The following is a 16500-nucleotide window of genomic DNA, read 5'->3' as shown; positions in this document are numbered from 1 at the left end:
CGACAAGCCAGCTCCTACAGAGTTGTGTTCCAGCCGGTCAGGCGGTACTGGCGGGATTATTTGCGGGGTTTGATCCGCGCCGTCGCCTCGGCCACCAGCGGATCATCCGGCCAGTAGTGCTTCGGATACCGCCCCTTCAAATCCTTCTTCACCTCGGCATAGGTGCTGCGCCAGAAATTCGCCAGGTCCTGGGTCACCTGCACCGGCCGCCGCGCCGGGGACAACAGGTGCAACTTGACCACTTGCCGGCCACCGGCAATGCGCGGGGTGTCAGCCAGACCAAACAGCTCCTGCAAACGCACCGCCAGAATCGGCGGCTGCTCGCTGTAATCCAGGCGAATCGACGATCCCGAGGGTACGCTCAAATGATGCGGCGCCAGCTCATCGAGCCGTTGCGGCAGCGGCCACGGCAACAGGTTATGCACAATGCTCGACAGGTCCAGATTGGCGAAGTGACTGAGCCGCGAGACTTTGCCCAGGTACGGCATCAGCCAGTGTTCAAGGTTCTTGAGCAGGGCGGCGTCGCTGACATCCGGCCATTCACTCTCGGCCTTGCCGCCAAGGTCCAACTGCCGCAACAACGCCACCCGTGCCTGCCACTGACGCAACGGCGGGGTCCACGGCAACAGTTCCAGGCCCTTGCGCCGCACCAGATTCACCAGTGCCTGGCTGCGGGCGTTTTCATCGAGGCCGGTCAGGGGTTCACGGCTGAGGATCAGTTCCCCGACCTTGCGTTGGCGTTCGGCGCGCAACACGCCTTCGCGTTCATCCCAATCCAGTTGATCGACACAGCGCACTTGCTCCGCCAATACCGAGTCGAACAGCGCCGGATCGAAATCCGCCGCCAGGTAAATCCGTTCCTCACGCTGGCCCTGACGACTGCCGAGATCGGCGATCACCAGCCAGGGCTGCTTCATCAAGCTGTCGGCTTCGGCGAACAGCGCCGCACGACCGTTGGCCAGACGATACTCCGCGCCACCGGCCCGGCGCTGTTGCGCAACCCGATCCGGATAAGCCAGCGCCAGCAACGCGCCGAGCCAGCGCGGATGATCCGGATCGCTGACCGGCTGCGCTGCCTTGCCCCGCAGGTAACCGCGATACTGCCGCGCCAGTTGCCGGGCCCGTTGCACCCCGCCCTGGGCGCCGCGTGCGGCGCGTTCTTCGCCGGACAACAGCGCCAACCGACTGTGCAGATCCGCCCCGGCGCCGCGCAAGATATCCCGCTCGCCGAGCAGTGCCGCGACATCGCACGCCATGTCGGCCAGGCCGAGTGCCTGACCGCGCAACAGCAAATGCGCGATACGCGGATGCGCCGGCAGTTCGGCCATGGCCTGGCCGTGACGGGTCAGCGCGTCACCGTCCAGGGCGCCCAGGCGCTCAAGCAAGTCCTGGGCCTGTGCATAAGCGGCGGCCGGCGGCACATCGAGCCACACCAGTTGCCCCGGTGCCACCCCCCAGCGACCCAGTTGCAAGGCCAGGCCGGCGAGGTCCGCCGAGAGAATTTCCGCACTGGCATAGGCCGCCAATTGTTCATGCTGATCCTGCGACCACAATCGATAACACACGCCTGGCTCCAACCGCCCTGCCCGGCCCGCGCGTTGCGTGGCGCTGGCCCGGGAGATGCGCTGGGTGTCGAGCCGGGTCATGCCGCTGCCGGGATCGAACCGCGGCACTCGCGCCAAGCCGGCATCGATCACCACGCGCACGCCGTCGATGGTCAGGCTGGTCTCGGCAATGTTGGTCGCCAGCACCACTTTGCGTTGGCCTGCCGGGGCTGGATCGATGGCAGCGCGCTGGGCCGCCAGGTCCAGCTCACCGTGCAATGGGCAGAGCAACACTTGCGTGCTTTCACCCAACGCATCGGCCAGTTGTTGATGCACCCGACGGATTTCCGCCTGGCCCGGCAAAAACACCAGCACACTGCCGGTTTCATCGTTCAAGGCGTCAAGAATGGTCTGCACCAGGCGCGGTTCAATGAACTCGCCAGGCTGGAACGGCCGGCCCCAGCGCATCGCCACTGGGTACATGCGCCCTTCGCTGCGCAGGATCGGCGCGTCATCGAGCAGCCCGGCAAGGCGTTCGCCTTCCAGGGTTGCCGACATCAAGAGGATTTTCAGCGGCTGATCGTCGCGAAACAATTCCCGGCCATTCAGGCTCAGGGCCAACGCCAGGTCGGCATCGAGGCTGCGTTCGTGGAATTCATCGAAGATCAGCAGGCCCACGCCTTCAAGCGCCGGGTCGTCCTGCAAACGGCGGGTGAGAATGCCTTCGGTGACCACTTCAATGCGGGTGTTGGGGCCGACTTTGCTGTCCAGCCGGATGCGATAGCCAACGGTTTCGCCGACTTTCTCACCGAGCTCACTGGCCAGCCGCTCCGCCGCCGCCCGCGCGGCCAACCGGCGTGGTTCGAGCATCAGAATGGTCTGCCCGGCCAGCCAGGGCTCGTTGAGCAAGGCCAAAGGCACGCGGGTGGTCTTACCGGCACCGGGCGGTGCTTCGAGCACGGCTTCGTCGCGTGTAGCCAAGGCTTCACGCAGGGCGGGTAAAACTTCATCAATCGGCAAAGAAATCATGCTGGCTCCACAGGGCGTGCCCACAGTAAATTGCGAGTCGCGTTGAAGTTGTGGACGTGCCAGGCAAGGCGCGGGACGCGGGTAAGGGTCGTTTCCTTGCCAAGTCCCGCAACGCAGCATGGCGCGTCCACAGCTTCAGCCCGGAGGGCCGAACCCCGATAACATCCATCAGCCATTACGAGTTGTCGATCTGGAAAAAACAACATCAATCCTCAGCTATTCCAGTGGGGGTGAGACGCGGCCGCAATTTACTGTGGGCACGCCCTGCCGCGCCGAGTATAACGGCGAACTGCCCGGCGTTTATCAGGGTCCTAATTCATATAGGCGCCTTTTCGTTTTGAAATTACCCAGGAGATTTCCTTATGCGTGCTCCCTTTCGCTTGATTGGCGGTGTACTGATCGCGACGTTGCTGACCCAGGTCAGCGCCTGCGGTTCGATTTTCTACCCTGACCGTCGTGGCCAGATCGACGGCAAGATCGACCCGGCCATTGCCGCGCTGGACGCCGTGGGCCTGCTGTTCTACATCATCCCCGGCCTGATTGCCTTTGCCGTGGACTTCGCCACCGGCGCGATTTACTTCGAGCCAGGCAAGACCGCCCAGGTGGCCCCGGAAAAACTCCAGGAAGCTATCGGTGCCGACGGCAAGGTCGATAACCACAAGTTGCAGACTATTCTCGAAACCGAACTGGGCCGCAGCTTCCCGCTGGACGACCCACGCCTGATCCAGCACAAAGGCAGCGCCCAGCAATTGGCGATGTTCGGCCTGCAACCCGCCGCATAACTCGCGCACTGAAAGGATACGCCACACCTATGATCTCCAGCTCCGAACACGCCCGCCTGCTGCGGCTGGCGACCCGTGCCTCGGTGGCGGTGGCCTGTACGTTGATCGTCGCCAAAGCCATCGCCTGGTGGTTGAGCGGTTCGGTGAGCATGCTCGCCGGGCTGACCGATTCGGCCCTCGACGGCGTCACCTCGCTGCTCAACCTGCTGGCGGTGCATTACGCCTTGCGCCCCGCCGATGAGGATCACCGGTACGGGCATGGCAAGGCCGAGTCGTTGGCGGGGATGGCACAGGCGCTATTCATTGGCGGTAGCGCGGTGCTGATTGCCTTGCAGGCCGTCGACCGGTTGAAACATCCGGAACCGGTGGGAGCGCCATGGATCAGCATCGGGGTCATCATATTTTCCCTGGCGCTGACCCTGGCGCTGCTGATGCTGCAACATCGGGTGGTCAAGGCCACCGGCTCCACCGCGGTGCGTGCCGATTCCCTGCATTACCGTTCGGACCTGTTGCTCAACGGCAGCATTCTGGTGGCATTGGTACTGGCCGGGTTTGGCTGGCACCAGGTCGACCCCTGGTTCGGCCTGGGGATTGCCGCCTACATTCTCTGGAGCGCGATTCAGATCGCCCGGGAAAGTTTTACGGTGCTGATGGATGAAGAACTGCCACCGGATGTCAGCCAGCACATGCTCGAACTGGCCTGCAGCGTGCCGGGCGTATTGGGCGCCCATGACTTGCGCACGCGGGTGTCCGGTAACCAGTGGTTTGTGCAATTGCACCTGGAATTGCCGGGCGAGTTGACGCTGTCAGTCGCCCACGGCATCAGCGACCAGGCCGCCGATGCGATTCACGCCGCTTATCCGCGAGCCGAAGTGCTGGTGCACGCCGACCCGCAGGAAGTGGTGCTGGCAGCCAGGGCTCAGTAGTTGACTTGATAACCGCGACTGCTCAGGCAGTTGCCTTGGGCCTGGCGGTAGACTTGCACCACCGACGGGTCCGGCTGGTAGGTGGCCGTCCGTGGGTTGAAGCCACTCTGCTGCACCGCGTATTGATAGCACTCGTAACCGTCCTGGTTGACCTGCTCCGGCGACTGGCCGTTGGCCGGATACGCCACTACGTCATAACCCTGACTGACCGGTTGCGGTTGCGGCTGCACGGGCGGCTCGACCACCACGTAATCCTGAGTGCTCTCCTGATAGGCGTAATAGGAACCGGCCGCCAGGAACAGCAGCGCACCGCCGATCCACACTTCACGGGCGTAATCGGGCAGGTAGCTGACACGAATCCCGCGCGGCGGTTGCACCACGACATAACGCGGCCCCTGGGGGCGATACCAGTAGCCACCGGAATAGAAATAGTCCCGACCACCATAGGGCACGCGGTAGTCGCGGTCCGGGAAGCGATCGATCACATGACCGGGGCGGTACTGCGGGCCTGGGCCCCAGCCGTTGCCATGTCCGTCCGGACGGCCGGGCCAGCGACGGTCATCGGGGCGCGGAGCGTTATTTTGCCAATGGGGGTTGTTGTCGTTGTACCGCGGAGCATCTTGATAGTAGCCGCGCTGCGGTTGTTGGTTCTGGCGCACGGTGTCCGGCCGGCCTTGAATCGGCAGGTCGTTGGCCGGTAGCTGCGGCGGCGGTGGTGGCGGCCGCACCGGGCTGTTGTAGTCGGGCGGCTGACGCTTTTGTTGATTCTGGCCGTTGTGCTCGTACTGACGACTGTTGTCGTTGTTCTGTGCACGCGGCTGATTTTGTTGCTGATTATTTTGCGGGCGCGGCTGATTGTTGCCGCCATGGCCCTGATTGTTGCCCTGATGGCTATCCGAGCCCCGTTGTCCGCCGTCGGGACCCCGGTTTTGCGGCTCATCGGCCAACGATTGCGCGGTGACACTGACACACAGCAAACCAACTCCGGCCAAACGCCAGATGCGCGACTTCATGCTTTTCCTCACTGCGGGTCAGGGCTTGTACATGAGACTGGGAAAGCAGCGGCCGGTTCTGCGACAGGTTATCAGTCACGAAACATATTTGCCGGCTGCTGGCGGAGAGGCCCTGGAGACTTGTATCGATCTTTAGGCCGCTTTCGCTGGCAAGCCAGCTCCTACAGGGGGGCGGGACGGAAGGTAAATTGCGGGCAAAAGAAAAGGGAGACCCGTCGGCCTCCCTTTGAGAACTTCGTCCGTGCTCGACGCTTTTGACGTCGGCTCACCTCACGCCGTCTTCTGGACAGTGTGCAGCTCGGGGGCCGGCTCATCCCCTGTGGGGGTGGCGACCGCGGCTGGCCTGATCGGGCGAGCCGCTGTGGACTGTTTGTCCGAGCAGTGATTCTGGTGATAAGAATAGGCCGGACGCCGCGACAGAGGATTGCGAAGATTGCTCAAATAAACATGACTTGCGCAATTTTTAACCCTGGATAGATAATCTGCCGCAATTGATATGACAAAGGCCTGATTGATGAGCAAACTCGACCGATACGACCTGAGCATTTTGGCGGAATTGCAGCGCGACGCGCGCATTTCCAACCAGGAGCTGGCCGAACGCATCGGCCTGTCACCCTCGCCTTGCTCGCGCCGGGTCAAGCAACTGGAAGACGACGGCTACATCACCCGCCAGGTGGCGCTGCTGGACCGAAAAATGCTCGGCCTGAGCCTGACGGCTTATGTGCTGATCGGCATGGACCGGCACACGCCGGAGCGTTTCGAGAACTTCGAAGCGGCGATCCGGACATTGCCTCAGGTGCTGGAATGCAGCTTGGTGACGGGGATGGATGCGGATTACCAGCTCAAGGTGGTGGTGCCGGACATGGATCACTATCAGAAACTGCTGCTGGGGCATCTGACCCGGATTGAAGGGGTGACCAGTGTGCGCTCGAGTTTTGTGTTGAATCAGGTGCTCAACAGCACCGAATTGCCGTTGACTCATCTGCGTAGCTGATGACGCCTTCGCGGGCAAGCCTCGCTCCTACGGGGATCTCACCCCTATCCTGTAGGAGCGAGCTTGCTCGCGATGGTCGTCAACGATAACGCTGTGGACCTGACACCCCACGGCGTTCTCAGGTTTTTCGCGAGCAAGCTCGCTCCTACAGCGAAGGGGCCGCTACAGGCGACGAATAGCTGCGACACACTGCCGCAGGTCAATCCCCCACCCCTCCCCCATGTCGTATACTCCAGCGCCTTTTAGCCCCGCCCGCACTGGAGATGTCCAATGGATCCTGCAGTATTCGAAGAGTGGATGATGACCGGACTGGTCAGCATCCTGATCATTTTCATGGGTTTCATCGTCTGGGATCTGGCGAAAAAATCCAAGGCCGGGCGCTTTGGCTCGTTCATTCTGTTCTTCGTGCTCGGCCTGGGCGTGGCCGCATTCGTGATCAAAAGCGTGGTCATCGGCCTGATCGAATCCGGCTCAATTTAAACGCGCCGGCACTTCCTTCCACTGGCCCTGATCGAGCCCTTCGATCGACCAGTCGCCGATTCTGACCCGTACCAGGCGCAACGTCGGCAAGCCGACTGCCGCTGTCATGCGCCGCACCTGACGGTTGCGGCCTTCGCGAATCACCAGCTCAAGCCAGCTGGTAGGCACGCTCTTGCGAAAGCGCACCGGCGGATTGCGTGGCCATAATTGCGGCTCTTCAAGCTGCCGCGCTTCGGCGGGCAAAGTCATGCCGTCGTTCAACTCGACACCATCGCGCAAACGCTGCAATTGCTCGGCGCTCGGCTCGCCTTCGACCTGTACCCAATAAGTCTTGGCCAGCTTGTGTTTCGGGTCGGCGATCCGCGCCTGCAGCTGTCCGTCGTTGGTCAGCAACAGCAGGCCTTCGCTGTCGCGGTCCAGCCGTCCTGCCGGGTAAATCCCGGGGATATCGATAAAATCCTTGAGCGTCGCCCGCCCCTCGCCGTCGCTGAATTGCGTCAGCACATCAAAGGGCTTGTTGAACAGAATCAGCTTGGGTTCGGCCGGCGGCGCTTTGGCGACTCGGCGCGGGGCTGATGAGGATGGCGCGGCTTTCACGCCAGGGCGACGGGAAATGGGACGAGGTGGACGGGACATGGCGAAGTGAACATCTAACGGTCAGGGCTGCTAATGCTAGTGCCCTGACCGTCAAATGACCATGACAACGCGCTATCAGCGGAACGGCGGCTCGTCGAAGCTGCGCAGTTTGCGCGAGTGCAGCGAGTTGAGTTCGGTGCGCAACAGGTCCACCGCCTCGATGCCGATCTTCAAGTGCTGGCTGACCGCGCGCTCATAAAAGGCGTTGGCCGAGCCCGGCAGCTTGATTTCACTGTGCAAGGGTTTGTCGGACACGCAGAGCAACGTACCGTACGGCACCCGCAAGCGATAACCCTGGGCAGCGATGGTGCCGCTTTCCATGTCCACCGCCACCGCGCGGGACAGGTTGATCAACGGCCGTTCCTGGGCCCAGCGCAATTCCCAGTTCCGGTCGTCATAGGTGAGGACGGTGCCGGTGCGCAGGCGTTTCTTCAGCTCGTCGCCCTTCTCGCCCGTGATGTTCGCCGCGGCTTGCTGCAAGGCCATCTGCACTTCGGCGAGGGCCGGGATTGGAATGTTTGGCGGCACCACGCGGTCGAGAATCCCGTCGCGGCGCATGTAAGCGTGCGCCAGCACGTAGTCGCCAATGGTCTGGGACTGACGCAAGCCGCCGCAGTGACCGATCATCAGCCAGCAATGCGGGCGCAATACGGCCAGGTGGTCGGTGATGTTCTTGGCGTTGGACGGGCCTACGCCGATGTTCACCAGGGTCACGCCGTGGCCATCGCTGGCGATCAGGTGATAGGCCGGCATCTGGTAACGGTGCCAGACCACACCCGCGGCAATCGCCGAGGCTTCGCCGTGGTCCATGCTCTTTTCGATGATCACGTTGCCCGGCAAGACCATGCGCACGAAACGCGGATCGCTGCGCAGCTGCTCCAGCCCATGGACGATGAACTGGTCGACGTAGCGGTGGTAGTTGGTCAGCAAAATCCACGGCTGCACATGCCGCCAGTCGCTGCCGGTGTAATGCACCAGGCGCCGCAGGGAGAAATCCACCCGCGCGGCATCGAACAGCGCCAGCGGCAGCGGGTCGGTGTTTTCCCAATCGTACAGACCATCGGCAATGCCATCGGTCGCGGCCGACAGGTCGGTACTGGGGAAGACCCGCGCCAGCACGGCGGCGGTGACGCCGGAGCCGGCCAACTCATCGCCCTGCTCGACCACGTAGGGATAAGGAATGTTCTGCTGGCTGATGCCCACTTCCACGGTCACGGTGAAGTCGTGCATCAGCGGAACCAGTTGTTCCAGCAGGTATTTGCGGAAAGCGGCCGGGTGAGTGACGGTGACGCTGTAGGTTCCGGGCAACTGAACCTTGGCATAAGCGCGCGTGGTCTGCGGGACTTCGCCCTGGCAGTGGTAGGTCAGACGCAATTCGGGATAACGAAACATTGCACGCTGTTCGGCGTCCGGTTCGACTCGATCCTTGAGGTAACGCTTGAGCGCCTGGTTCAGCGCGGTGGTTGCACGATTGTGCAAGAGCGCAAGCCGATCCACGGCTTGCTCGGCGGTTTGAACGACAATAAAAGCTTCGGTCACGATCAGCATCCTGTGTTCTGACTTGCAGGCCTTCATCTTGCCTGCAACATCGCTTCACGGGAACAGTGGCGTGTGGCTACACGCCAATCCCGATGCGCCGCAATTCCCTGTGGGAGCGAGCCTGCTCGCGAAAGCGGATTATCAGTCAACAGAGATGTTGACAGTTGGACCGCTTTCGCGAGCAGGCTCGCTCCCACATTGGCTCAGTGTTCCACATTGGTTCGGTGTCGTTCACGAGTCGTAGTCAGAAGCCTTGCGGGGTCGACCGCGCCACAATCGCTTCCACATCCAGCCCTCGTGGCAACGCGCCATACACCCGACCGGCCGACCCCAGGCGGCTGGCGATGAAGGCGTCGCTGACCGCCCCATTGCCCGCCTCCAGCAACAGCCTGGCCTGAAGCCCCAACGCGATGTCTTCGGTCAACTGCCGGGCCCGGTACTGAATATCGTCGGTGTCCTTGAACGCGGCCTGCAATTGGCTGATATGCGCGGCCAGGCGTTTATCGCCATGGCCATCACCCAATTCGCTGAACAACACATCAAGTACACCCGGCTCCTTGGACAACGCGCGCAGCACGTCGAGGCATTGCACGTTGCCGGAACCTTCCCACGTCGAGTTGACGGGCGCTTCACGGTACAACCGCGGCAGGATGCTGTCTTCGACATAGCCGGCGCCGCCCATGCACTCGGCGGCTTCGTTGATCATGGCGGGCGCGCGCTTGCAGATCCAGTACTTGCCCACCGCCGTGACCAGCCGGGCGAATTTCGCTTCGTGGCTGTCATCCAGATGATCCAGCGCCTGCCCCATGCGCAGGCTCAAGGCCAGGGCCGCCTCGCTTTCCAACGCCAGGTCGGCCAATACGTTTTGCATCAAGGGTTGTTCGCTGAGCAGTTTGCCACCGACCCGGCGATGAGCGCAGTGATGGCTGGCCTGGGTCAACGCCTGGCGCATCAAGGCGCTGGAGCCGACCATGCAATCGAAGCGGGTCATGGCGACCATTTCGATGATGGTGGGCACCCCTCGGCCTTCTTCGCCCACCATCCAGGCCAGGGCGCCCCGGAACTCCACTTCGCTGGAGGCGTTGGAGCAATTGCCGAGTTTGTTCTTCAGGCGCTGGATATAGAACTGATTGCGCGTGTCGTCCGGGCGATGGCGCGGCAGCAGGAAACAGGTCAACCCCTTGTCAGTCTGGGCGAGCGTCAGGAAGGCATCGCACATCGGTGCCGAACAGAACCACTTGTGGCCCACTAGTTCATAAGCCTGGCCCGGCCCGCTGGCGCCGACCGGATAGGCCTTGGTGGTGTTGGCCCGCACATCAGTGCCGCCCTGCTTCTCGGTCATCGCCATGCCGATGGTGACTCCGGCCTTGTGGGCCATGCCGACATTACGCGGGTCGTATTCGGTGGCGAGGATTTTCGGCAACCACTGCTCGGCAAGATCCGGTTGCAGGCGCATCGCCGGGACACTGGCAAACGTCATGGTCAACGGGCAGCCGCTGCCGGCTTCGGCCTGGCTGTGCAGATACGTCATGGAGGCGCGGGCGACGTGGGCGCCGGACTGCGGGTGCGCCCAGGGCAATGAGGTCAAGCCGTGTTCGACCGCCGTGCGCATCAACTGGTGATACGCCGGGTGAAATTCCACCAGATCGACGCGATGCCCATAACGATCGTGACTGCTGAACACCGGTTTGTTCTGGTTGGCCAAAAAACCCGCCTCCATCAGTGGCCCGCCGGCCAGTGCGCCGTAGGCGTCGATCCGCGATGCGGCCCAACCGGCGCCAAAACGCCGCGACCATTCCTGCAGGGGCAGGTCGATGCGATACAGGTTGGTGCCGTCCAGCGAGGGTGGCTGGTTGGTGACTTCGTGGGTTTCGGCGAACTGATGCAGGTTCATGACGGGGCTCCTTAGGTCAGCCAAGGGATTTCAGTTAAGCACCGCCCCATGGCTGAACAAAGTGTCATATCTGCCTAACTGTCGGCGCTTTCGCCTTGCCCAGGGCAAAGCACCCGACGATGGAGCGCGGCCTGCAGGTCCTCGAATTTCACCGGCTTGCTCAGGTAATCGATCAAAGCGCCGCTCGGGCAACGGTCCCGAGCAGCGCCCGGGGCAACCACGAATACCGGCACTTCGGCGCAACCCGGCACCGCGCGGATCCGGCAGTGCACGGACATGCCATTGAGTGGCGGCAACTGGCCATCGAGCAATACGGCGTCAAAGGCTTCACGCTGCAAATGATCAAGCGCAGCGCTACTGTTGTCGGCCGTGCGCACCCGAAACCCCAACTTGAGCAACATGCCACGCATCACCAGTTGATTGAGGCTGTTGTCATCGATCAACAGCACGGTGCAGTCCTGAGGCAGTCGCAGGCGAGGGAACGCCCGGGTCGTCGAAGGCACTGAAGACCGTTCCATCGCGGGCAGTTGGAATTCGACGTCGAGCTGAAAGCGGCTGCCGCGCCCGGGCTCGGAGCGGTGGGTCAGACGCCCGCCCAGCAATTCGATCAGTTGCCGACAGATCGCCAGGCCGATGCCCAGGCCCCCGTATGCACGGGTCATCGAACCGTCGAGCTGGAAAAACCGCTGGTACATCGTCGCCTCTCCCAGGTCGGTGAAACCGATGCCGGTGTCGATCACCACAAAGGACAATGCCAGTCGGTCGGGCCCCACGGGTTTACCCGTCACCCGCAGCGCCACCCCGCCGATCCGGGTGAACTTGATGGCGTTATCCAGCAGACACTCCAGGCATTGCACCAACTTGGCACTGTCACCGTGCAGACGATCCGGCAGCCCCGGCGCCACGTCGACCTTGAAATCCAGCGACTTGCCCGAGGCATTGCCCTCGAACTGCACTCGCAAGGCGTCGACCACGCCGCGCAAACTGCAGAGGGCCGCAACGGCCTTGAGCTTGCCGGCCTGCAGTTCGGTCAGGGTCAGGATGCCATTGACCATGCGCATCATGTCACGCGCCGAGCCCGCCGCCGTTTGCTGGTATTGCTCCAGCTCGGCGTCCATCTCGACGGTCTGCATCAGTTCCAGCGAACCGATCACACCGTTCATGGGGGTGCGCAGTTCGTGGGTCAGGGTCGCCAGAAACTCATCCTTGAGCTTGTTGCCGTGCGCCAGTTGCTGGTTCAGCACTTCGAGCTTTTGCCCGGCGTCAAGCAACGTCTGCGCCTGCTGCTCGCGCATGGCGTTGATGCGGTCGGCCAGGGCCAGCGACAGCAGCGCGACTTCGATCGCCGCGCCGATCTGGCTGGAATACATGGTCAGGAACACGTTCGGCAGATACCCCAGCACCATCAGCGTATTGATGATGCCCCCGAGCAAAAACGCCGACCAGGCGATGATGAAATACCGCGCCACCCGCAGGCCGCGCAACCAGGCGAAAATCCCCGCGGCAAAAATCACCAGGGTGAACGTCAGCGCCAGGGTCGTCGCCAGACGCAGGGCCAGGGCATAACTGGCCATCAAGGACAGCCCAACCACCAGCGCCCCGAATGCAATCAGCGCCAACAGCAAGCGGTCGAGCCAGCGACTGTGGGTCGCGGTCTGCAGGAAGCTGCGGGCGAACTGGCTGCCGAACAGCCCTGCACAACCGATGAAGAATGGCGTCGCCGCGTTGGCCCACCAGGGATTGTCCGGCCAGAAGTACTCCACAGCCGCGCCATTCACCGACAGCTGGTACAAACCAAATGAGGCGATGTAGAAGATGTAATACAGGTAACTGGTGTCACGCACGCTGAGGTAGATGAACAGGTTGTAGACCAGCATCCCCAGCAATACACCATAGATCACGCCCAGCACATAAAGACGCACCGGCTGGTCTTCGAGGTAAGCGGTGCTCGACCACAACGTCACCGGCGCCTGGATCGAACCTTCGCTTTCCAGGCGTAGATAGACGGTTTGCGATTGATCAGGCGCGACATTCAGATTGAACAAGTAATTGTTCTGGCGAAACTCGCGGCTGGCGAACGGCAAGGCGTCGCCGGTCTGCCGGGCCAACCGGTAGCCCCCGGCCGTATCGGGCACGTACAGATCAAGGTGATCAAGGGGCGGATAGGCCAGTTCCAGCAGCCAGGTCCGTTGTGCCGAAGGCTGGGTGGGGCGGTACTGCAGATCGATTTTCAGCCAGAACGCCGAACGTGAATAACCGGCGTTGAGGGTGTCTTTATCGTGGGTTTTGAAATGCCCCGCTGCGGCTTGCGCGCGGATATCGCCAATCCTCGCCTGACCACTCGCGTCTTCGAACACTTGCAAGGTCCGGCCCAGCGGGAGGCGCTGGGTGAATTCATCGAACTCGACGGCGCTCGCCATGAGGGGCAAGCACAACAGCAACATCAGCAAATAGCGCATTTAAGCCCCAGCGTGGCCTGTCCGGTTATCTCAGGAAGCCCCTCATTCCCTTTGAGCAGACGTAAACCGGTATTACCTGTTTTGGCTTGGATCCACTCTAGCATAGCCGTGGGTGGCCATTAAGCACCATGGAAATTTATCCTACAAAGGCTCTAGCACGGGCGTTCCGGCTGCACACCCTGAGCTAGAGCTGTTTTCCCGGTCAGATTGTGACAATGGCTTGAACGTGCACAGTTTTTCCTCCTGCAAGGTTGATCGGACGGCACCCGAAAAACGATGTTTGGTGGTAAGCTCGCGCACCATGAATATCTACAGCTCTCGCCCCGTTGTCCTCTGTCTCTCCGGCCACGACCCAAGTGGTGGCGCCGGCTTGCAGGCAGATATCGAAGCCCTGCTCGCTCAGGGTTGCCATGCGGCTCCGGCCGTCACCGCCCTGACCGTGCAAGACACGGTCAACGTCACTGACTTCCGCGTCCTCGACCGTGAGTGGGTGTTGGCCCAGGCCAATGCCGTGCTCAACGATGCCGAAGTCGCGGCAGTCAAACTGGGCATGCTCGGTTCCCTGGAAATGGTCGACACCGTGGTCGAACTGCTGCAGGCGCACCCGCATTTGCCGATGGTCTGCGACCCGGTGCTGCGCGCCGGTGGCGGCGGACGCCTGGGCAAGGATGAAGTCGGTTATGCCATGCGCGAACGTCTGCTGCCCCTGGCCATCATTGCCACCCCCAACCTTCCCGAAGCACGCATTCTTGCCGAACTGCCAGAAGGCACCGCGGACCAGTGCGCTGAAAAACTCTTGCCGTACGTCAAGCACCTGCTGATCACCGGCGGTCATGGCGACGAAGACGACATACACAATCGTCTGTACAGCCGTGACGGCAGCCGTGAAACCTTTACCTGCCAGCGCCTGCCGGGCAGTTATCACGGTTCCGGTTGCACCCTGGCCAGCGCCTTGGCCGGTCGCCTGGCCCTGGGTGAAAACCTCTCCAGCGCCGTGCGCAGCGCGCTTGACTACACTTGGCGTACGCTGCGTGACGCAGAGCAGCTGGGCAAAGGCCAGTTCGTGCCGCGCCGCCTGCCGCTGGATTACTGTTCGTAACTTTTGATGCGTGAAGCGCAGAGGCTTGTCCGATGAAACTACGTGGCCTTTACGCCATTACCGACAGCCAGTTGCTGGCCGGTAGATTTCTGTCGTACGTGGAGGCGGCGCTGGAAGGCGGCGTCACCCTGCTGCAATACCGCGACAAGAGCAGCGACGAGGCCCGCCGCCTGCGTGAAGCCCAAGCCCTGCGCGATCTGTGCGAACGCTACAAGACCCGACTGATCATCAATGACGACGCCGAACTGGCCGCACGCCTGAACGTCGGGGTGCACCTGGGCCAGACCGACGGGCCACTGACCCCGGCCCGCGCGCTGCTCGGTCGCCAGGCGATCATCGGTTCCACCTGCCATGCGCAACTCGACCTCGCTGAGCAAGCAGCGAAGGAAGGCGCCAGTTACGTCGCCTTCGGTCGTTTCTTCAACTCCAACACCAAACCCGGCGCACCGACCTGCAGCCTCGAACTGCTCGACCAGGCTCGCAGCAAACTGCACCTGCCGATCTGCGCGATTGGCGGCATCACCCTGGATAATGCCGGCCCACTGGTGGCCCATGGGGTCGATCTGCTGGCGGTGGTCCATGGCCTGTTTGGCGCCGAGAGCACGGCTGAAGTGACACGCCGCGCCCGCGCATTCAACGAATTGTTCAAATCCTGATTTTTTGAGAGCCCGATCATGTCTCGTTCCGAAACGCTGTTTGCCAATGCCCAGAAACACATTCCCGGTGGCGTGAACTCGCCTGTTCGCGCATTCAAGAGCGTTGGCGGCACGCCTTTGTTCTTCAAACACGCCGAAGGCGCCTACGTCACCGACGAAGACGACAAGCGCTATGTGGATTACGTCGGTTCCTGGGGGCCGATGATTCTCGGTCACAGCCACCCGGATGTACTGGACGCGGTGCGTAAACAGCTTGAGCACGGCCTGTCCTACGGCGCCCCGACCGAGATGGAAACCCAGATGGCCGACCTGGTCTGCTCGATCGTGCCATCGATGGAAATGGTGCGCATGGTCAGCTCAGGCACCGAGGCGACCATGAGCGCCATTCGCCTGGCCCGTGGTTTCACCGGTCGCGACAGCATCATCAAGTTCGAAGGCTGCTACCACGGCCACTCCGACAGCCTGCTGGTCAAGGCCGGCTCCGGCGCGCTGACCCAGGGCGTGCCGAGCTCCGCCGGTGTGCCGGCAGCCTTCGCCAAACATACGCTGACCCTGCCGTTCAACGACATCGACGCCGTTGAAACCCTGCTCGCCGAAGTCGGCCAGGACGTGGCCTGCATCATCGTCGAGCCGGTGGCCGGCAATATGAACTGCGTACCGCCCGCACCGGGTTTCCTCGAAGGCCTGCGGACCCTGTGCGACAAGCACGGCGTGGTGCTGATTTTCGACGAAGTGATGACCGGTTTCCGTGTCGCCCTCGGCGGTGCCCAGGCCCACTACGGCGTAACGCCAGACCTGAGCACCTTTGGCAAGATCATCGGAGGCGGCATGCCGGTCGGTTGCTTCGGCGGCAAACGCGAAATCATGTCGCACATCGCGCCACTGGGCCCGGTCTACCAGGCGGGCACCTTGTCGGGTAATCCGCTGGCGATGGCGGCCGGCCTGACGACGCTGCGCCTGATCAGCCGTCCTGGCTTCCACGATGAATTGAGCGACTACACCAGCCGCCTGCTCGATGGCCTGCAACAACGTGCCGATGCAGCAGGCATCCCGTTCGTGACCACCCAGGCCGGTGGCATGTTCGGTCTGTATTTCAGCGGCGCCGATGACATCGTGACCTTCGATGACGTGATGTCCAGCGACGCCAATCTGTTCAAGCGTTTCTTCCACCTGATGCTGGAAGGTGGCGTGTACCTGGCGCCAAGTGCGTTCGAAGCCGGCTTCACGTCGATCGCCCATGGCGAAACCGAGCTGAAATTGACGCTGGATGCTGCCGAGCGCGCATTCGCCGCCTTGAAATAACCCGGGGCCGCTGACGTTGGCCATTGCCAGCGTCAGCTTTTTCCTACACTTCCACCCTTTTTCCTACGCACCTGCTAATAATCCCCGGCAAAGTGATCGATATATTCCCCGCGCAGCAGAAAAACGAGTAAAGACTTTGTAAGGTTG

General features: G+C 62.2%; 13 protein-coding genes and 1 pseudogene. 8 read left to right on the top strand and 6 right to left on the bottom strand.

Annotation, left to right across the window (positions count from 1 at the left end):
* Positions 1-56: 56 nt before the first annotated feature.
* Positions 57-2573, bottom strand: coding sequence for an ATP-dependent helicase HrpB (hrpB, locus tag F8N96_RS06680; RefSeq protein WP_150797141.1), 2517 nt, complete (start codon positions 2571-2573; stop codon positions 57-59).
* Between the two features lie 362 nt (positions 2574-2935).
* On the opposite strand from hrpB, the gene F8N96_RS06675 reads away from it, so the two are divergent.
* Both F8N96_RS06675 and F8N96_RS06670 read left to right on the top strand, forming a co-directional pair.
* The gene (locus F8N96_RS06675) at positions 2936-3355 is read left to right on the top strand and encodes a polyribonucleotide nucleotidyltransferase (RefSeq protein ID WP_150764979.1); all 420 of its coding nucleotides are present in this window, start codon (positions 2936-2938) and stop codon (positions 3353-3355) included.
* 29 nt (positions 3356-3384) lie between these two features.
* Positions 3385-4281, top strand: a complete 897-nt coding sequence (locus tag F8N96_RS06670) for a cation diffusion facilitator family transporter (RefSeq protein WP_150797140.1) — start codon at positions 3385-3387, stop codon at positions 4279-4281.
* Here the strand turns inward: F8N96_RS06670 and F8N96_RS06665 are convergent.
* Positions 4275-5294 carry a DUF6515 family protein gene (locus tag F8N96_RS06665; RefSeq protein ID WP_150797139.1) on the bottom strand — a complete coding sequence of 340 codons (1020 nt, stop codon included), beginning with the start codon at positions 5292-5294 and terminating at the stop codon, positions 4275-4277. The two genes, F8N96_RS06670 and F8N96_RS06665, sit on opposite strands and share 7 nt — an antisense overlap.
* Positions 5295-5808: 514 nt before the next feature.
* On the opposite strand from F8N96_RS06665, the gene F8N96_RS06660 reads away from it, so the two are divergent.
* From F8N96_RS06660 to F8N96_RS06650, 3 genes and pseudogenes are all read left to right on the top strand, one after another.
* A complete protein-coding gene (locus F8N96_RS06660) occupies positions 5809-6288 on the top strand; it encodes an Lrp/AsnC family transcriptional regulator (protein ID WP_007894448.1) in 480 nt (159 codons plus the stop codon).
* A gap of 72 nt (positions 6289-6360) precedes the next feature.
* A pseudogene (locus tag F8N96_RS35305) lies at positions 6361-6438 on the top strand (outer membrane lipoprotein carrier protein LolA); the annotation flags it as partial.
* A 120-nt stretch (positions 6439-6558) separates the two neighbouring features.
* Positions 6559-6768 (top strand): DUF2788 domain-containing protein, encoded by a 210-nt coding sequence (locus tag F8N96_RS06650; RefSeq protein WP_064675738.1) that lies wholly within the window; start codon positions 6559-6561, stop codon positions 6766-6768.
* On the opposite strand, the gene F8N96_RS06645 is transcribed toward F8N96_RS06650, so the two are convergent.
* The 4 genes from F8N96_RS06645 to F8N96_RS06630 all read right to left on the bottom strand — a co-directional run bounded on the left by F8N96_RS06645 (position 6760) and on the right by F8N96_RS06630 (position 13296).
* Positions 6760-7404: a pseudouridine synthase gene (locus tag F8N96_RS06645; RefSeq protein ID WP_150797137.1), complete on the bottom strand. Its 645-nt coding sequence runs from the start codon at positions 7402-7404 to the stop codon at positions 6760-6762. The two genes, F8N96_RS06650 and F8N96_RS06645, sit on opposite strands and share 9 nt — an antisense overlap.
* A gap of 75 nt (positions 7405-7479) precedes the next feature.
* Positions 7480-8979, bottom strand: a complete 1500-nt coding sequence (gene amn, locus F8N96_RS06640; protein WP_185753236.1) for an AMP nucleosidase — start codon at positions 8977-8979, stop codon at positions 7480-7482.
* Between the two features lie 208 nt (positions 8980-9187).
* Complete coding sequence (locus F8N96_RS06635) at positions 9188-10837, bottom strand: acyl-CoA dehydrogenase family protein (protein ID WP_150797136.1); 1650 nt, start codon at positions 10835-10837, stop codon at positions 9188-9190.
* Between the two features lie 74 nt (positions 10838-10911).
* Positions 10912-13296 carry a hybrid sensor histidine kinase/response regulator gene (locus tag F8N96_RS06630; RefSeq protein ID WP_150797135.1) on the bottom strand — a complete coding sequence of 795 codons (2385 nt, stop codon included), beginning with the start codon at positions 13294-13296 and terminating at the stop codon, positions 10912-10914.
* 301 nt (positions 13297-13597) lie between these two features.
* Here F8N96_RS06630 and F8N96_RS06625 point away from each other — a divergent pair, with 301 nt between their 5' ends.
* The 3 genes from F8N96_RS06625 to hemL are packed head-to-tail and all read left to right on the top strand — an operon-like array spanning position 13598 to position 16353.
* Positions 13598-14395: a hydroxymethylpyrimidine/phosphomethylpyrimidine kinase gene (locus tag F8N96_RS06625; protein WP_150797134.1), complete on the top strand. Its 798-nt coding sequence runs from the start codon at positions 13598-13600 to the stop codon at positions 14393-14395.
* A 32-nt stretch (positions 14396-14427) separates the two neighbouring features.
* Positions 14428-15051 (top strand): thiamine phosphate synthase, encoded by a 624-nt coding sequence (thiE, locus tag F8N96_RS06620; RefSeq protein WP_150797133.1) that lies wholly within the window; start codon positions 14428-14430, stop codon positions 15049-15051.
* 18 nt (positions 15052-15069) lie between these two features.
* Positions 15070-16353, top strand: a complete 1284-nt coding sequence (gene hemL / locus F8N96_RS06615; protein WP_150797132.1) for a glutamate-1-semialdehyde 2,1-aminomutase — start codon at positions 15070-15072, stop codon at positions 16351-16353.
* Positions 16354-16500: the final 147 nt, after the last annotated feature.

It is taken from the genome of Pseudomonas fluorescens (assembly GCF_902497855.1).
Taxonomy (GTDB): Bacteria; Pseudomonadota; Gammaproteobacteria; order Pseudomonadales; family Pseudomonadaceae; genus Aquipseudomonas; species Aquipseudomonas fluorescens_BI.
The sequence above is the reverse complement of the archived record's forward strand: the minus strand, read 5'-3'. Positions and strand labels throughout refer to the sequence as shown.